This is a genomic window from Klebsiella oxytoca (genome assembly GCF_009707385.1).
Taxonomy (GTDB): domain Bacteria; phylum Pseudomonadota; class Gammaproteobacteria; order Enterobacterales; family Enterobacteriaceae; genus Klebsiella; species Klebsiella oxytoca_C.
This window is the reverse complement of sequence record NZ_CP046115.1, coordinates 5,057,082-5,072,729: the sequence shown is the minus strand read 5'-3', so window position 1 is coordinate 5,072,729 and position 15,648 is coordinate 5,057,082. Positions and strand designations below refer to the sequence as shown.

16 protein-coding genes are annotated in these 15,648 nt (G+C 57.1%); 8 read left to right on the top strand and 8 right to left on the bottom strand.

Annotated features, from left to right (window positions below; genetic code table 11):
- The first annotated feature begins 85 nt into the window (after positions 1-85).
- Positions 86-1,306: an MFS transporter gene (locus GJ746_RS23760; protein WP_154682358.1), complete on the top strand. Its 1,221-nt coding sequence runs from the start codon at positions 86-88 to the stop codon at positions 1,304-1,306.
- Here GJ746_RS23760 and GJ746_RS23755 read toward each other — a convergent pair whose 3' ends face one another.
- Together GJ746_RS23755 and GJ746_RS23750 are read right to left on the bottom strand one after the other, a co-directional pair.
- Entirely contained in the window at positions 1,307-1,864 is a 558-nt protein-coding gene (locus tag GJ746_RS23755) for a DcrB family lipoprotein (RefSeq protein WP_154682357.1), read from the bottom strand.
- Between the two features lie 73 nt (positions 1,865-1,937).
- Positions 1,938-2,603: a 7-cyano-7-deazaguanine/7-aminomethyl-7-deazaguanine transporter gene (locus tag GJ746_RS23750; protein WP_154682356.1), complete on the bottom strand. Its 666-nt coding sequence runs from the start codon at positions 2,601-2,603 to the stop codon at positions 1,938-1,940.
- 291 nt (positions 2,604-2,894) lie between these two features.
- Here GJ746_RS23750 and tusA point away from each other — a divergent pair, with 291 nt between their 5' ends.
- Positions 2,895-3,140 (top strand): sulfurtransferase TusA, encoded by a 246-nt coding sequence (gene tusA / locus GJ746_RS23745; RefSeq protein ID WP_004106582.1) that lies wholly within the window; start codon positions 2,895-2,897, stop codon positions 3,138-3,140.
- Between the two features lie 149 nt (positions 3,141-3,289).
- On the opposite strand, the gene GJ746_RS23740 is transcribed toward tusA, so the two are convergent.
- The 3 genes from GJ746_RS23740 to GJ746_RS23730 all read right to left on the bottom strand — a co-directional run bounded on the left by GJ746_RS23740 (position 3,290) and on the right by GJ746_RS23730 (position 6,762).
- Positions 3,290-3,784 carry a DUF2004 domain-containing protein gene (locus GJ746_RS23740; protein ID WP_154682355.1) on the bottom strand — a complete coding sequence of 165 codons (495 nt, stop codon included), beginning with the start codon at positions 3,782-3,784 and terminating at the stop codon, positions 3,290-3,292.
- A 68-nt stretch (positions 3,785-3,852) separates the two neighbouring features.
- The gene (gene zntA / locus GJ746_RS23735; protein ID WP_154682354.1) at positions 3,853-6,057 is read right to left on the bottom strand and encodes a Zn(II)/Cd(II)/Pb(II) translocating P-type ATPase ZntA; all 2,205 of its coding nucleotides are present in this window, start codon (positions 6,055-6,057) and stop codon (positions 3,853-3,855) included.
- 78 nt (positions 6,058-6,135) lie between these two features.
- Positions 6,136-6,762, bottom strand: a complete 627-nt coding sequence (locus GJ746_RS23730; RefSeq protein ID WP_154682353.1) for a lysoplasmalogenase — start codon at positions 6,760-6,762, stop codon at positions 6,136-6,138.
- A 142-nt stretch (positions 6,763-6,904) separates the two neighbouring features.
- On the opposite strand from GJ746_RS23730, the gene GJ746_RS23725 reads away from it, so the two are divergent.
- The gene (locus GJ746_RS23725; RefSeq protein WP_195908773.1) at positions 6,905-7,264 is read left to right on the top strand and encodes a DUF2500 domain-containing protein; all 360 of its coding nucleotides are present in this window, start codon (positions 6,905-6,907) and stop codon (positions 7,262-7,264) included.
- 15 nt (positions 7,265-7,279) lie between these two features.
- Here the strand turns inward: GJ746_RS23725 and GJ746_RS23720 are convergent, their stop codons facing one another.
- Both GJ746_RS23720 and rsmD read right to left on the bottom strand, forming a co-directional pair.
- Complete coding sequence (locus GJ746_RS23720; protein ID WP_004106574.1) at positions 7,280-7,558, bottom strand: DUF1145 family protein; 279 nt, start codon at positions 7,556-7,558, stop codon at positions 7,280-7,282.
- On the bottom strand, positions 7,548-8,144 hold the full coding sequence (gene rsmD / locus GJ746_RS23715; RefSeq protein WP_154682351.1) for a 16S rRNA (guanine(966)-N(2))-methyltransferase: 597 nt from the start codon (positions 8,142-8,144) through the stop codon (positions 7,548-7,550). The genes GJ746_RS23720 and rsmD overlap by 11 nt, the downstream gene beginning before the upstream one ends.
- Positions 8,145-8,336: 192 nt before the next feature.
- On the opposite strand from rsmD, the gene ftsY reads away from it, so the two are divergent.
- The 4 genes from ftsY (at position 8,337) to rpoH (ending at position 12,687) form a co-directional block, all read left to right on the top strand.
- Positions 8,337-9,854: a signal recognition particle-docking protein FtsY gene (ftsY, locus tag GJ746_RS23710; protein WP_154682350.1), complete on the top strand. Its 1,518-nt coding sequence runs from the start codon at positions 8,337-8,339 to the stop codon at positions 9,852-9,854.
- A gap of 2 nt (positions 9,855-9,856) precedes the next feature.
- Positions 9,857-10,525, top strand: coding sequence for a cell division ATP-binding protein FtsE (ftsE, locus tag GJ746_RS23705; RefSeq protein ID WP_154682349.1), 669 nt, complete (start codon positions 9,857-9,859; stop codon positions 10,523-10,525).
- Positions 10,518-11,576, top strand: coding sequence for a permease-like cell division protein FtsX (gene ftsX / locus GJ746_RS23700; protein ID WP_154682806.1), 1,059 nt, complete (start codon positions 10,518-10,520; stop codon positions 11,574-11,576). The genes ftsE and ftsX overlap by 8 nt, the downstream gene beginning before the upstream one ends.
- A gap of 256 nt (positions 11,577-11,832) precedes the next feature.
- Entirely contained in the window at positions 11,833-12,687 is an 855-nt protein-coding gene (gene rpoH / locus GJ746_RS23695) for an RNA polymerase sigma factor RpoH (RefSeq protein WP_004106554.1), read from the top strand.
- A gap of 31 nt (positions 12,688-12,718) precedes the next feature.
- Here the strand turns inward: rpoH and GJ746_RS23690 are convergent, their stop codons facing one another.
- A complete protein-coding gene (locus GJ746_RS23690; protein ID WP_154682348.1) occupies positions 12,719-14,233 on the bottom strand; it encodes a PLP-dependent aminotransferase family protein in 1,515 nt (504 codons plus the stop codon).
- 117 nt (positions 14,234-14,350) lie between these two features.
- Here GJ746_RS23690 and GJ746_RS23685 point away from each other — a divergent pair, with 117 nt between their 5' ends.
- Entirely contained in the window at positions 14,351-15,616 is a 1,266-nt protein-coding gene (locus GJ746_RS23685; protein ID WP_154682347.1) for a 4-aminobutyrate--2-oxoglutarate transaminase, read from the top strand.
- The last annotated feature ends 32 nt before the right edge of the window (positions 15,617-15,648 follow it).

Genomic DNA, 15,648 nt, shown 5'->3' with positions numbered 1-15,648 from the left:
TTCCGAGAATCCTAATCTGGCTGCTGATTTATAACGCGTGGCATGATAGAAACGAAACACTGTTGTAAAAATCTGGTGGAACCCGATGCCTGAAAACGTCGCCGAACCGGCGCTCAATGGATTGCGCCTCAATCTGCGGATTGTCTCTGTCGTTATTTTTAACTTTGCCAGCTACCTGACCATTGGCCTGCCGCTGGCGGTGCTGCCCGGCTATGTTCATGATGTGATGGGGTTTAGCGCTTTCTGGGCCGGGCTGGTGATTAGCCTTCAGTATTTCGCGACATTGCTGAGCCGGCCTCACGCCGGGCGCTACGCAGACCTGCTGGGGCCGAAAAAAATTGTCGTATTCGGTCTGTGCGGCTGTTTTCTGAGCGGGCTGTGCTATCTGCTGGCGGCGTTCAGCGACGGCTGGCCCGTTGTTAGCCTCGCGCTGTTGTGTCTTGGGCGCGTTATTCTCGGCATCGGGCAGAGCTTTGCGGGAACCGGCTCCACGCTATGGGGCGTCGGGGTGGTCGGGTCGCTGCATATCGGGCGGGTTATTTCCTGGAACGGGATTGTGACCTACGGGGCGATGGCAATGGGCGCACCGCTTGGCGTGCTCTGTTATTCGCTGATTGGCCTGCACGGGCTGGCGTTGACGATTATGGCAGTGGCGCTGGTGGCCGTGCTGTGTGCATTGCCGAGAGCGGCGGTGAAAGCGGGCAAGGGAAAAGCGATGTCGTTTCGCGCGGTGCTGGGGCGCGTCTGGCTCTACGGAATGGCTCTGGCGCTGGCATCTGCTGGTTTTGGCGTGATCGCCACCTTTATCACCCTGTTTTATGAAGCCAAAGGCTGGGACGGTGCGGCCTTCGCCCTGACGTTGTTTAGCTGCGCCTTCGTCGGCACTCGCCTGCTGTTTCCCAACGGAATCAACCGTCTCGGCGGGTTGAACGTAGCGATGATCTGTTTTGTCGTCGAGATTATCGGGCTGCTGTTAGTCGGATTCGCGCACACGCCGCTGATGGCGAAAATCGGTACTTTCTTTGCCGGAGCTGGTTTTTCGTTAGTTTTCCCGGCGCTTGGCGTGGTGGCGGTGAAGGCCGTGCCGCAGCAAAATCAGGGGTCTGCGCTGGCAACCTATACGGTCTTTATGGACCTCTCCCTGGGAGTAACCGGTCCGCTTGCCGGGCTGCTGATGGCGTGGACGGGCATTTCTTCGATCTATCTGGCGACGGCGGGGCTGGTTGCGATAGCGCTGCTGCTGGGGTGGCGGTTAAAAAAACGGCCCCCGGTCAGTGAACCGAAGGCCGCTGCGTCAGGCCAGTAGTTACTGGATGACGAGGGTGTTAATAATATTTTCCGCTTCGGTCTGCGCCTTCTGCTGGTTGTCTGCTGGCAGCGTGATTTGCAGCGTCAGCAGTTTGTCATCAACCTTACCGAGAATCACCGAAGACCAGGCGGTCTGGCCTTTGGCGGAGATGATGGTGTCCAGCTGCTGCAGAGTATGACCTTTAACCTCAATGGATTTGTTGCTCACAACCTGCAGCTGCGGGTCGCGGCTGCGCTGCTGCTCTTCCAGACGCTGAGTCATGACGGCCAGATCTTCATTAGTGCTGTCGCCGACAATCACGATTACCGCTTTCTGCCCGGTGGCATCAGAATAGACGTGCATATTGTTGGCCTGGGTGCCCAGCTTGCCGCTCTGATCGGTCATACCGGCAGGCAAGGAGAAGCTCAGTTTGCCGTCCAGCAGATTAACAGGTTGCCCGCTGGCGTTGCTTTCTGCAGCAGCCCCGGCAGTCGGCGTTTTTGTGTCGCTGTTATCACAGGCCGCAAGCCCCATAACCAGCAGGCCAATACCGACATATTTAACCAAATTGCGCATTGACATCTTCCTTTCGATAAACGGCCATTAACGGCTCATTCGCTTATCTTATCACATCGTTTCGCCAGTACTCTTAACCTGGCTGGAATGCGGATAAATCAGATTTATCTGCCAGCTTTTTCAGCAGCATATTCAACAACATGCCATACATTGGCAGGAAAAATACAATGCTAATCAGCACTTTGAAGCAGTAATCAACGATGGCGATTTCGCCCCAGTGCGCCGCCATAAACGGATCCGGGCTGCGCCAGAAGGCGATAAAGAAGAAGGCCAGGGTATCGCTGACGTTGCCGAAAAGAGTGGACGCGGTGGGCGCCAGCCACCAGCGGCGGTTCTGACGCAGGCGATTAAAGACGTGGACGTCGAGGATTTGCCCCAGCGCGTAAGCCATAAAGCTGGCGGTGGCGATACGGGCGACAAACAGGTTAAAGCTGGCTAATGCGGCAAAACCCTGCCACTCGCCCATATAGAACAGCGCGGAAACCGCGTAGGAGATAAGCAGCGCCGGGACCATGACCGCAAAGATAATGCGTCGCGCCAGCGGAGCGCCGAAAATCCGCACCGTTAAATCGGTGGCGAGGAAAATAAACGGAAAGCTGAACGCGCCCCAGGTGGTATGAAAACCAAAAATGGAGATCGGTAGCTGTACCAGATAGTTACTGGAGGTAATGACCAGCAGATGGAAAAGCGATAGCCAGAACAGCGCTTTTTTACGCTGAAGAGAAGTAAACGGATTCATATTGTGACCTTTTTATGCCCGTCATACTTCAAGCTGCAGATGCGTTAACTTTCCTCGCTGATCCCAGTCACTTACTTAGGTAAGCTCCTGGGAATTCATTGCGTCGTCGCCTTTCTGCAACTCGAACCATTTAGGGCCAGAGAGTTGGGGTGAGGGAACCCAATAAAAACGGCTGCATGATACTGCGTTGGGGGAGTAATGCAATGGTTGTTTTTCGCGCAAACGTTAACCTGGCTTGCGTACTGGCAAACTGGGGGTAAACTAGGGCCGTTTTGTTAATGTGAGATGAAAATGAGCGAACTTTTCTCCAGCCCTGACCATACGCTTGATGCGCAGGGGCTTCGTTGCCCGGAACCGGTAATGATGGTGCGCAAGACCGTGCGTACGATGCCGGTGGGCGAAACGCTGCTAATCGTTGCCGACGATCCGGCGACCACCCGCGATATTCCCGGTTTCTGCCGCTTTATGGAGCATGAGCTGCTGGCGCAGGAAACCGAGGCGCTGCCGTACCGTTATCTGATTCGTAAAAGCCACTGATCTGCTTCAGGTTGCCCCGGAGGCGGTGCTGCGTACCTGTCCGGGCTATAAAAAACCAGACCGCACTAACCTGTAACCCGGGCAAAGAGCGCAGAATATTTCAGTCAGAGACATACCTGATTGCGGCACGATGCGTTCTTTATCCGGGCTTAGCTTTCCCAGGAAATGTCACGCAGGGTGCTGTTTTCATCAAAATCAAATACCAGCAACTGGTCGGAAAACTCTTCTGGCAGCCCATAATCCAGCGTCATGCTCAGAGTACCCGGCGCGGGAGCGGCCAGCCAAATCCCTACACCGCGCAGGATGAGGCTTTTGGCGCAGATGAGCCGGGTCGGCGTTGTAATATTTAACGTCTGCAATGTTTCTTCGTCATATTCCTGTACATATTCAAGAAAATCATCAATAAAGGCGTTTTCTCCCGCCTCCCGGACGAGCATGTTTTGGATCTGCTCTTCGCAGGTAGGGACGCTATCAAGCAACGCGATGATTTTCGCTGCTGGCGTTGCGGGCAGTACATCCTCAAATATATTCAGCCAGACATTCCGCTGTTTGCCGTTTACCGTCAGCATAACGATTTCCGCGAATCCATCATCTTCATCGATGTTGAGCGTTCCCCAGCGTGCCGTGTTTAACGTAATGGCCATTTTCTACATGTTCCTTATGTTCAAAGAGGCATTAGTTTAATGGATTTTTCACGCCGCTGGGGAGATCATTATTTTTTACGCAACAACCGCAACGCGTTGGCGGTGACCAGCACCGTTGCCCCGGTATCCGCCAGTACCGCCAGCCACAGGCCGGTCAGACCGAGCAGGGTGGTGACCAGGAAAACTCCCTTCAGACCCAAAGCGATGGCGATATTCTGGCGGATATTGGCGTGGGTGGCGCGCGCCAGCGAAATCATCTGCGCCAGTCCGGTCAGGCGATTATGGGTCAGAGCCGCGTCGGCGGTCTCCAGGGCAACGTCGGTGCCGCTGCCCATGGCGATGCCGATGGTCGCCGCTTTCATTGCCGGCGCATCGTTGATACCGTCGCCGACCATCGCCAGCGGCGCCTGTGCGTTAAGCGCCATGACCGCCTGTACTTTATCCGCAGGTAGCAGCCCGGCGCGGAACTCCAGCCCCAGTTCGCTGGCGATGGCCGCCGCCGCGCGCGGGTTGTCGCCGGTAAGTATGACCCCCTGAACGCCTAACTGATGGAGCTCATCCACCGCCTGGCGAGCATCATCGCGCAGCGTATCGCGCAACGCCAGAATCCCCAGCAGGGTCTCATCGCGCATGACCAGTACAACCGTCTGTCCGGCGCTTTCCAGCTGCTGAATACGTTCATCGTACTGCGGAGCGCTATTTTTACCGGCGGCGCAAATCAGCACCCGGCGCCCTTCGACCTGCGCTTCAATACCGGAGCCGGCCAGCGCGCGCTGGTCTTGAGCCAACGGAATAACCAGCTCTCGCTGCTCTGCTTCCCGTACGACGGCCTGGGCTAACGGATGGCTGGAGCCTTGTTCCACGGCAGCCGCCAGCGCCAGCAGCTCGTTTTCATTGATGTCTGCGGTCGAAATAACGGTGGTGACGCGCGGCTGGCCGATAGTGAGAGTACCGGTTTTATCAAACGCCACCTGGCGCACGCGGCCTAACTGCTCCAGCGCCGCTCCGCCTTTAATCAGCGCGCCGCGACGCGCCGCCACCGCCAGCCCGGAGGTAATCGCCGCCGGGGTAGAGATCACCAGCGCGCACGGACAGCCAATCAGCAGCAGCGTTAAGCCTTTATAGATCCACGGTAGCCAGGCGCCCGCAAACAGCAGCGGCGGAACAACAGCCACCAGCAGCGCAACGACCATAATTGCCGGGGTATAGATGCGGCTAAAGCGATCGATAAAACGCTCAATCGGCGCGCGGCGCTCTTCCGCTTCTTCAATCAGCTTAAGGATGCGATCGATAGCGCTGTCGCCGGGTTCGGAGATAACCGTTAGCTGTACCAGACGATCGACGCTGGTGGCGCCGGCCGCCACGCGTTCCCCGGCCTTACGCTCTACCGGTACGGATTCACCGGTTAACGCACTTTCATCAAAGCTGGCGAAGGGGGAGAGCAGCTGGCCATCGGCGGGCAGGCGGCCTCCGGCGGCGACTTCAATCACGTCGCCGGGGCGCAGGTCGCGCTGGGCTACGGTTTCACGCACGCCGTCGCGCACGCGGATTGCCGTGTCGGGTTTCAGCGCCATCAAGGCGCTGACGCCTTGCCGTGCGCGGCTGGCGGCCCAGCCCTCAAGACGTTCGCCGATTAAGAACAGCAGCAGCACCATCGCCGCTTCAGCGGTAGCGCCGATGAACAACGCGCCGATAGCCGCTACGCTCATCAGCGTTTCAATGGCGAACCAGCTGCCGCTTTTGATCAGACGTACTGCCTGGCGGGCGACCGGCCACAGGCCGACAAGAGTCGTCGCGATGAAGGCGATTTCGCCAAGAGGCGGATTGAGCTGCGTCAGCCCCCAGCTCAAGGCCATCATGACGACCAGGGTAATGAGCGACAGATTTTCGCGCAGCCACGAGGCTGACTCCTCTTGTCGGGGGGCGTTTTCATCGCGTAGCTGGTAACCCGCAGCGCGCACCGCGCTTTCAATTTGCGGGCGAACATCGCCATCGGCGTTAACCAGCAGCTTTTCGGTGGCAAACAGCACCTGAACCTGGCTGACTCCCGGCACCTGGCGGACGGCGGTTTCGACCTTGCGCGCGCAGGCCGCGCAATCCATACCTTCTACCAGCCAGCTATAGCGGGCGTGACGCAACGCTTCATTGTCAGCGGCGGTTTCGCTGCTGCAGGCGCGATCCGCACAGCAGCTTTCGGAAGGCTGCGCGGCTGGCGTGAATTTTAATGATGAGAATTGTGGGACTTTTTTATCCTGCGATTCTGGAGCCGACATAGGACCCTCCGGGTAATGATAATTTTCTCATTACCCGAAGGATACACTCTGGAGTCGACTCCAGAGTCAAGCGCTTAATTACAAATAAAGCGCGCGGACGATCAGGAAGTGACCGGCGAAGTAAAATGCCGTAGAGATTGCGGTATCGGCGCGGAAGCGGCGGCGGTAATGACTGACGAGCCAGACTGCGTTACCGAGCAGCAGGGAGGCTGCGCCAGCGAAGCCGGACAGTGCCGTATCCGTCGGACGGGCGAACCACAGCTCCCCGGCTAACCAGGCCATTACCAGCGTCATGGCGATAAAGGTAAACACCGGCATTCGCATCTCTTCCAGACGCGTCCAGATAATCGCCAGCAGCAGGGCGCCGAGGATCAACAGCACCAGCGGCAGCGGCCAGAAGAACGAGAGCGTTAGCTGGCTGGCAAACCAGATGGTGTAGAGCAGATGAGAGAGAAAAAATGCTCCCACGGCGTACATCACCCGTTGACGAGGCAACAGGGTCAGCGCGTCGCCAACCAGCGAGGCGCAAAGCCCCGCCAGCACCAGATAGCTGATGGCGTTAAACATTGGCGCTTGCCAGGCCAGCAGCAGAAGCAGGAGCAGCGTGACGGGTTTAAACACCCAGCAACGCCAGGCGGGCCCACGCCAGGATGCATCGATATAGAGAATTGCGGAGAAACAGACAGCAATAAACGACCAAAGCATAGTAAGTCCCTGTATCTGTTATCATTAAGTAAGTGTTTGTACTTACGGCACTGAGTCTCAGTGTAGTGGTTTGCAGAGGAAGATGACAATGATAATCAAGCCGCTGTACTCTTATTCCTGATAATTCCTGGGGACAAGGTCAATGAGTAAAGTTCCGCTGTTTTTTATGGTTGCCGTTGCCATCATTGCGGTTGCCGCGTCGTATCGCTATGTGCAGCAGCGTCGGGAAAAGATGGAGAACGACGCCGCGCCGCTGCTGCAAAAGCGGGTGGTGGTGAGCAATAAAAGGGAAAAGGTGATTAACGATCGTCGTTCACGCCAGCAGACGGTGACGCCTGCCGGTAGCGAGATGCGTTATGAAGCCAGCTTCAGGCCGGCAAACGGCGGGCTGGAAGTGGTTTTTCGCCTGCAGGCACCGCAGTATCACGCGCTAAGCGTCGGAGATAAAGGTGTACTGAGCTATAAGGGGTCGCGGTTTGTAGACTTTACGCCAGACCCCTGAACCTTTTAGCCTGTGTTATTTCTTCTTCAGGGTCGCCTTGAGCTTTTTCTGCCAGGCGACCAGTTCGAATACGCCGAAGATGAAAATACGAATCTGCTCGAAGCGCCCCAGCGGCGGCATCTCTTTTGTCTGCGTCGCTTTCAGCAGCGTCAGCTGCAGGCCGTGCATCAGAATCATAAAGATCAGCGCCACGTTAACGAAGATATTCAGCGGCTTCGGGAACGGTTGAAACAGGTTCAGCAACAAAAACGCCCACACGCACAGCATCAGCAAGCGGCCAAAGTTAATCAGCATGGTTTTCTCCTTGAGCCTCACGTTGGTACAGACGGTAGGCGACCTGTCCGGCCACTTTCTCACGGTACGGATGCCAGTTTGTGGGCACCGGCGGTAGACCGTTTTCGACTTCGCTCTCAATGTAGATGAGCGCTTCCTCGCTAAGCCAGCCGTTGTTTTCCAGCAGCGTCAGCGTCTCTTCAAGCAGCCCTTTGCGAAACGGGGGATCGACAAACACGATATGGTGCGGCGTACCCGTCTGAGCGAGAAACGCTAACGTATTGGAATTCACGACCTTACCGTTACTGGCCTTCAGGGTGGCGAGATTTTTTTGCAGCTGCTGGGCGACGCCGCGCTCCATTTCCAGCAGCGTGGCGCTGGCCGCATAGCGGGAGAGCGCTTCAAGGCCCAGCGCGCCGCTGCCGGCGAAGCAGTCGAGGCAGTTTGCGTCAACGATTGACGGCGCCAGCCAGTTAAATAGCGTTTCGCGGACCCGGTCGGTGGTCGGGCGCAGACCCGGGCTCTCCGGCACCGGTAATTTACGGCCTCGCCATTGTCCGCCGATAATACGGATCTGGCCGCTGCCTGCGTGGTTTGGTTTCTTCATCTCTTTGCTCAAGTCTCAACTTCCGGGCTGCTATTCTAACGATCGTCAGCGGTTGACGAAACCTTAATCCGGGGGCGGTGATGCGAGTTAAGTTAAGTGGTAGACTATCCGACTAATTTCATCATTTTTCAGCTTCCGCTATCAACATGCCGAAGCTGTGCCATGAATTAACAGCGAGGAGTGTAGTCGCAAATGGCGAAAGACAAAAAACGTGGCTTCTTTTCCTGGCTGGGCTTTGGACAAAAAGAACAGGCGCAGGACACCGAAACAGAACAAAAAGTAGAAGCCCAGCAAGAGGTTGAAGAACAGTCTCCGGAAAGCGAAGCGCCTGCGGTTGTTTCCGAAGCTGTCGACGCGCCTGCGACGGAGAAGCCGGATGCCGAAGCTTTTGCCGCCGACGTGGTCGAGGTCACCGAACAGGTCGTGGAGAGCGAACAGCTGCAGGCGGTTGCCGAATCGCCGGTTATTGAGGAAATTGCTGAACAGCCAGTGGTTGAGGAGATTATCCCTGAGCCAGTGGTTGAGGAGGTTATTGCCGAGCCGGTGGTCGCTGAAGCGCTGGTTGAACAGCAGCCGGAAGAGGTTATGCCTGAGCCGGAAGCTGCAGTTATTGAAGAGGCCGTTGTTGAAGAAGCGGAACCAGAGGAACCGGTAGAGGACGCGGAAGCTGAACTCACCGACGAAGAGCTGGAAGCGCAGGCTCTGGCGGCAGCCGATGCGGCGGAAAACGCCGTAGAAGTGGTGCCGGACGCAACCGTCGTGACGCCGTTAGAGCAGGAAAAACCGACCAAAGAAGGGTTCTTCGCTCGCCTTAAACGCAGCCTGATAAAAACCAAGCAGAACCTCGGTTCCGGATTTATCAGTCTGTTCCGCGGCAAGAAAATCGACGATGATCTGTTTGAAGAGCTGGAAGAGCAGCTGCTGATTGCTGATGTCGGCGTGGAAACCACCCGTAAGATCATCACTAATCTTACCAACGACGCCAGCCGCAAGCAGCTGCGCGACGCCGAGGCGCTGTACGGCCTGCTGAAAGAAGAGATGGGCGATATTCTGGCGAAAGTGGACGAGCCGCTGAATGTGGAAGGCAAAACGCCGTTTGTTATTCTGATGGTCGGCGTCAACGGCGTCGGTAAAACCACCACCATCGGCAAGCTGGCGCGTCAGTTCGAGCAGCAGGGCAAGTCGGTGATGCTGGCGGCGGGGGATACTTTCCGCGCGGCGGCGGTGGAGCAGCTGCAGGTATGGGGCCAGCGTAACAATATTCCGGTGATTGCCCAGCATACCGGCGCGGATTCGGCATCGGTTATTTTTGATGCTATCCAGGCGGCGAAGGCGCGCAATATTGACGTCCTGATTGCCGACACCGCGGGTCGTCTGCAGAATAAATCGCATCTGATGGAAGAACTGAAGAAGATTGTCCGCGTCATGAAAAAGCTGGACGTTGATGCGCCGCATGAAGTCATGCTGACTATTGACGCCAGCACCGGGCAGAATGCGATTAGCCAGGCCAAACTGTTCCACGAAGCGGTTGGACTGACCGGTATCACTTTGACTAAGCTGGATGGTACCGCCAAGGGCGGGGTTATCTTCTCGGTTGCCGACCAGTTCGGTATTCCGATTCGCTACATCGGTGTTGGCGAACGTATTGAAGATCTGCGTCCGTTTAATGCGGGCGACTTTATTGAGGCACTTTTTGCCCGAGAGGATTAAAAATGATTCGCTTTGAACAAGTCAGCAAAGCCTATCTCGGTGGGAGACAAGCGCTGCAGGGGGTGACTTTCCACCTGCAGGCGGGTGAGATGGCGTTTCTGATCGGCCATTCCGGCGCAGGGAAAAGTACTCTGCTGAAGCTTATCTGCGGTATCGAACGGCCCAGCGCTGGCAAAATCCTCTTCGGCGGCCATGATATTAGCCGCCTGAAGAGCCGCGAGGTGCCGTTTTTGCGCCGTCAGATCGGCATGATTTTCCAGGACCATCATCTGCTGATGGACCGCACGGTATACGATAACGTGGCGATTCCGCTGATTATCGCCGGCGCCAGCGGCGACGACATTCGTCGTCGCGTGTCGGCGGCGCTGGATAAAGTCGGGCTGCTGGACAAAGCGAAGAACCTGCCGATTCAGCTTTCCGGCGGTGAACAGCAGCGCGTGGGCATCGCCCGCGCGGTGGTCAACAAACCAGCGGTCCTGCTGGCGGATGAACCGACCGGTAACCTCGATGAAGCGCTGTCGGAAGGGATCTTACGTCTGTTTGAAGAGTTTAACCGCGTTGGGGTGACGGTGCTGATGGCGACGCATGACCTGGGGCTTATCTCCAGTCGTCCGTACCGCGTCCTGTCCCTCAGCGAGGGGCATATGCATGGAGGCCACATCGGTGAATAAGCGCGAGGCAATGAACCACATTCGCCGGTTCGGCAATCGATTCGACCGTTTTCGCAACGCGGGTGGCGCGGGCGGTAGCGGCGGACGCAATACGTCGAAACGGCCAAAAGCGGCGCCTGGTCCGGCTTCCCGCAAGAGCAACGTATTCAATGAGCAGGTGCGATACGCCTGGCACGGCGCGCTACAGGATCTGAAAAGCACGCCGCTGGCGACCTTCCTGACGGTGATGGTTATCGCTATTTCGCTGACCCTGCCAAGCGTGTGCTACATGGTCTACAAAAACGTCAGTACCGCGGCGTCGCAGTATTATCCCACGCCGCAAATCACCGTCTATCTGGAGAAAACGCTGGATGACGATGCCGCTGCGCGGGTAGTCGGTCAGCTGCAGGCGGAGCAGGGCGTCGAGAAGGTCAACTATCTGTCGCGCGATGAAGCCCTTGGCGAATTCCGCAACTGGTCAGGCTTTGGCGGCGCGCTGGATATGCTGGAAGAGAACCCGCTGCCCGCCGTGGCGATCGTAGTGCCGAAGATTGATTTTCAGAGCGTCGAGGCGCTGAACACGCTGCGTGACCGCGTGAGCCGCGTCCAGGGCGTTGATGAAGTGCGGATGGATGACAGTTGGTTTGCGCGCCTGTCGTCGTTAACCGGCCTGGTCGGTCGCGTGTCGGCGATGATTGGCGTACTGATGGTGGCGGCGGTGTTCCTGGTGATCGGCAACAGCGTGCGTCTGAGCATCTTCGCCCGTCGCGATACCATTAACGTGCAGAAACTGATCGGCGCCACAGACGGTTTTATCCTACGTCCGTTCCTGTACGGCGGGGCGATGCTGGGATTCTCCGGCGCGTTTCTGTCGCTGATCCTGTCGGAAATTATGGTCATGCGCCTGTCATCGGCGGTCACCGAGGTGGCGAAAGTGTTCGGTACGCAGTTTGAACTCAGCGGCCTGGGCTTTGACGAGTGTCTGCTGATGCTGATTGTTTGTTCAATGATTGGCTGGGTCGCTGCCTGGCTGGCAACCGTTCAGCATTTACGTCATTTTACCCCGGAGTAGTAAAAATCTGGTATAATCTTTCCCTGCACTGAATATCTCTCTGCAGGGAAAGAGTCCCTGTTGACGCTTCCCTAAACTTCATTACGATGTCACATTTTGTGCGTAATCTATTCACATCATTGCATGGAACTTGTGGATAAAATCACTGTCTGATACTAATGTGAGTGATATTCTCGTTGCTCATCAATGCTGGCATGTTTGTTGCTCCGTTGTGAGGACAGAACGATGCCGGAAGATATCGATTGAGAGGATTTGAATGACCAAAGATATGCAAACTTTAGCCTTAGCCCCCGTTGGTAACCTGGAATCGTACATCCGGGCTGCTAACACTTGGCCGATGTTATCGGCTGACGAAGAGCGGGAGCTTGCTGAAAAGCTGCATTACCAGGGCGATCTGGAAGCAGCGAAAAAGCTGATCCTGTCTCACCTGCGCTTTGTTGTTCATATTGCTCGTAACTACTCGGGCTATGGCCTGCCGCAGGCGGATTTGATTCAGGAAGGTAATATCGGCCTGATGAAAGCCGTGCGCCGGTTTAACCCGGAAGTGGGCGTGCGCCTGGTTTCCTTCGCCGTGCACTGGATCAAAGCGGAGATTCATGAATACGTGCTGCGTAACTGGCGTATCGTGAAGGTCGCGACCACTAAAGCGCAGCGTAAGCTGTTCTTTAACCTGCGTAAAACTAAGCAGCGTCTGGGCTGGTTCAACCAGGACGAAGTCGAAATGGTGGCCCGCGAGCTGGGCGTGTCGAGCAAAGACGTGCGTGAGATGGAGTCACGTATGGCGGCGCAGGACATGACCTTCGACATGTCTTCGGATGATGAGTCCGATAGCCAGCCGATGGCGCCGGTGCTCTATCTGCAGGATAAAACGTCTAACTTTGCCGACGGCATCGAAGACGATAACTGGGAAGAGCAGGCGGCGAATAAGCTGACCGATGCGATGCAGGGGCTTGACGAGCGTAGCCAGGATATTATTCGCGCCCGCTGGCTGGACGAAGACAACAAGTCCACGCTGCAGGAGCTGGCGGATCGCTACGGCGTGTCGGCCGAGCGTGTGCGTCAGCTTGAAAAGAACGCCATGAAAAAACTGCGCGCCGCTATCGAAGCCTAATCTGAGCGCCAGTCCCCGATAACGCCCCACATTACGTTGGGGCGTTTTGTTTTTCCGCCCTCGCCAGCGCCCGCGGGCAATGTATTTCCAGACACGCCACCAGGACGTTGAACGCTGACTCCATCTGCGTCTCAGGCTGGGAAGCAAACCCCATCAACAGCCCTTTCTTACGCTGCGCCGTCAGGTAATAGCGCGACAGCGGACGCACGAGTATATTGCGCGCGTTGGCATCGCGGGCAATCGCCACGTCATCCGCCTCATCCGGCAAATTCAGGATCAGATGCAGCCCGGCATTATCGCTGAAGTCCAACAGCGCGTGCGGCCCGCAGTGCCGCAGGATCAGCTCGGTCAAAAAGACGCGGCGGCGGCTGTAGAGCAGGCGCATGCGGCGAATGTGCGCCGAGTAATGGCCGGCGTTAATAAACTCCGCCAGCGCCAGCTGGATAAGCGAATGGCCGCCGCGATAAAGCTCGGCATGAGCGTTTTTGAGCTCAGCCGCCAGCGGACGAGGCAGGACCACGTAGCCCAACCGCAGTCCCGGATACAGCGTCTTACTGAACGTGCCGACGTAGACCACCGGCGCTTCGGCGACTAACCCCTGTAGCGCCGGGATCGGCTGGCCGGAAAAGCGAAATTCGCTGTCGTAATCATCCTCCACAATCCAGCTGCCGTGCTGATGAGCCAGCGCCAGCAGGCGCTGTCGGCGCTCAAGGCTCATTACCGCGCCGAGAGGATACTGATGGGATGGCGTCACGAAGATCAGCCGCGGCGCTTCGGCTATGTTTTCGGGCGGACACAGGCCGCTGGCATCCACCACAATGGGCTCGGCCCGCACTTCATTCATCGCCAGCACATGGCGAATGCCCCAGTAGGAAGGCTCCTCAACCCAGGCGAGATCGCCGCTATCGCACAGCATACGCGTGACCAGATCGATGGCCTGGTGAATCCCTTCAGTGATAAGAATTTGATCTGCCTGGCACTGAACGCCGCGCGCTACTCTCAGATAGTCCACCAACGCGTGCTGTAGCTCGGCCGTTCCGCCGTTGCAGCTATAGCTGAGTTGCTCGGGTTTGGGACGGCGGCTGATGCGCGCCTGGATTTTACTGAACAGCGGGTGGGGAAACGCGTTGACGTCCGGCACGCCGGGGATAAAAGCCCCCCATTGACGCGGGCTGGCGCTGATATGCCCCAAAAGATGCTGGCCGCGCCGGGAGATAGATGCGCTGGCTGCTGACGCGGGGCTGCTTTCTCTGGTGCTGCTGGCGGGAAGAAACATATCGGGCAGCGTTTTCGCGACGAATGTTCCGCTACCGCGGCGGGATACAACGTACCCTTCAGCAAGCAATTGTTCGTAAACTGTTAAAATTGTGTTGCGTGACATTCTCAGCTCGCCAGCCAGATCCCGTGAAGGGGGAAGCCGACTATGGGGCGGCAGAGAACCATCCAGAATGGCGTGGCGAATCGCCTTATACAGGCGTTTGTGCAGGAGCGGATCGGCTTCTTGCTGCAATCTGACCAGCACCAGGTCGGCGATAAGCGAACGCAATTGGATCCCTCAGATAATCTGAATTGGTACTCGATTATAGGGCCAAATCCTGTGTAAATAAACGACATGGTTTCGAATTTGTTGCGATAACGTGACATACATGACAGGAGATTCCCGGTGAAAAGTTCAGAACTGAATCAGCGTCGCCAGCAGGCGACTCCGCGCGGCGTAGGGGTGATGTGCAGCTACTTTGTTGAGAAAGCAGAGAACGCCACGCTGTGGGATATTGAAGGGAATGAGGTGATTGATTTCGCCGCCGGTATCGCGGTGCTGAATACCGGCCATCGCCATCCCAAAATCGTTGCCGCCGTTGAGCAGCAGCTGCAGGCCTTTACCCACACTGCCTATCAAATTGTGCCGTACGAAAGCTATGTCACGCTGGCTGAGCGAATTAACGAACTGGCGCCGATTGACGGTCCGGCGAAAACCGCCTTTTTTACCACGGGGGCTGAAGCGGTTGAAAACGCGGTGAAAATCGCGCGCGCTTATACCCGTCGACCGGGGTTGATTACCTTTGGCGGCGGCTTCCACGGTCGTACGTTTATGACCATGGCGCTGACCGGCAAAGTGGCGCCTTACAAGATTGGTTTTGGCCCGTTCCCGGGCTCGGTTTACCACGCCGTCTACCCTAACGCCGCTCATGGCATTACCACCGCCGACGCGATGAAAAGCCTTGAACGTATTTTCAAAGCCGATATCGCGGCCGACCAGGTCGCGGCGATTGTGCTGGAGCCAATTCAGGGCGAAGGCGGCTTTAACGTGGCCCCGCCTGAGTTTATGCAGGCGCTGCGCGCCCTGTGCGATACCCACGGTATTCTGCTGATTGCCGATGAAGTACAAACCGGCTTCGCGCGCACCGGCAAGCTATTTGCGATGCAGCACTATGATGTGAAGCCCGACCTGATGACGATGGCCAAAAGTCTGGCCGGTGGTTTCCCGCTCTCCGGCGTGGTGGGTCGCGCCGAGGTGATGGATGCGCCTGCGCCGGGCGGCCTGGGCGGTACCTATGCCGGTAACCCGCTGGCGGTCGCAGCTGCGCACGCGGTGCTGGATGTGATTGAAGAAGAGCAGCTGTGTCAGCGCGCTGAGCGCTTAGGTAGCCATCTGAAAGAGGTGTTGAATCAGGCGCGTCAAAGCTGCCCGGCTATTGCTGATGTTCGCGGTCAGGGGTCGATGGTGGCGGTGGAGTTTAACGATCCGCAGACCGGCGAGCCGTCGGCGGAGATCACTCGTCAAATTCAGCAACAAGCCCAGCAGAACGGCCTGCTGCTGCTGAGCTGCGGCGTGTATGGCAACGTCATTCGTTTCCTCTATCCGTTAACGATTCCGGATGCGCAGTTTACCAAAGCGCTGGATATCCTGGCCCGCGTGCTGAAGCGCTAACTTTTCTCCGGTCAGGCTGCGGCGGCAGGGAA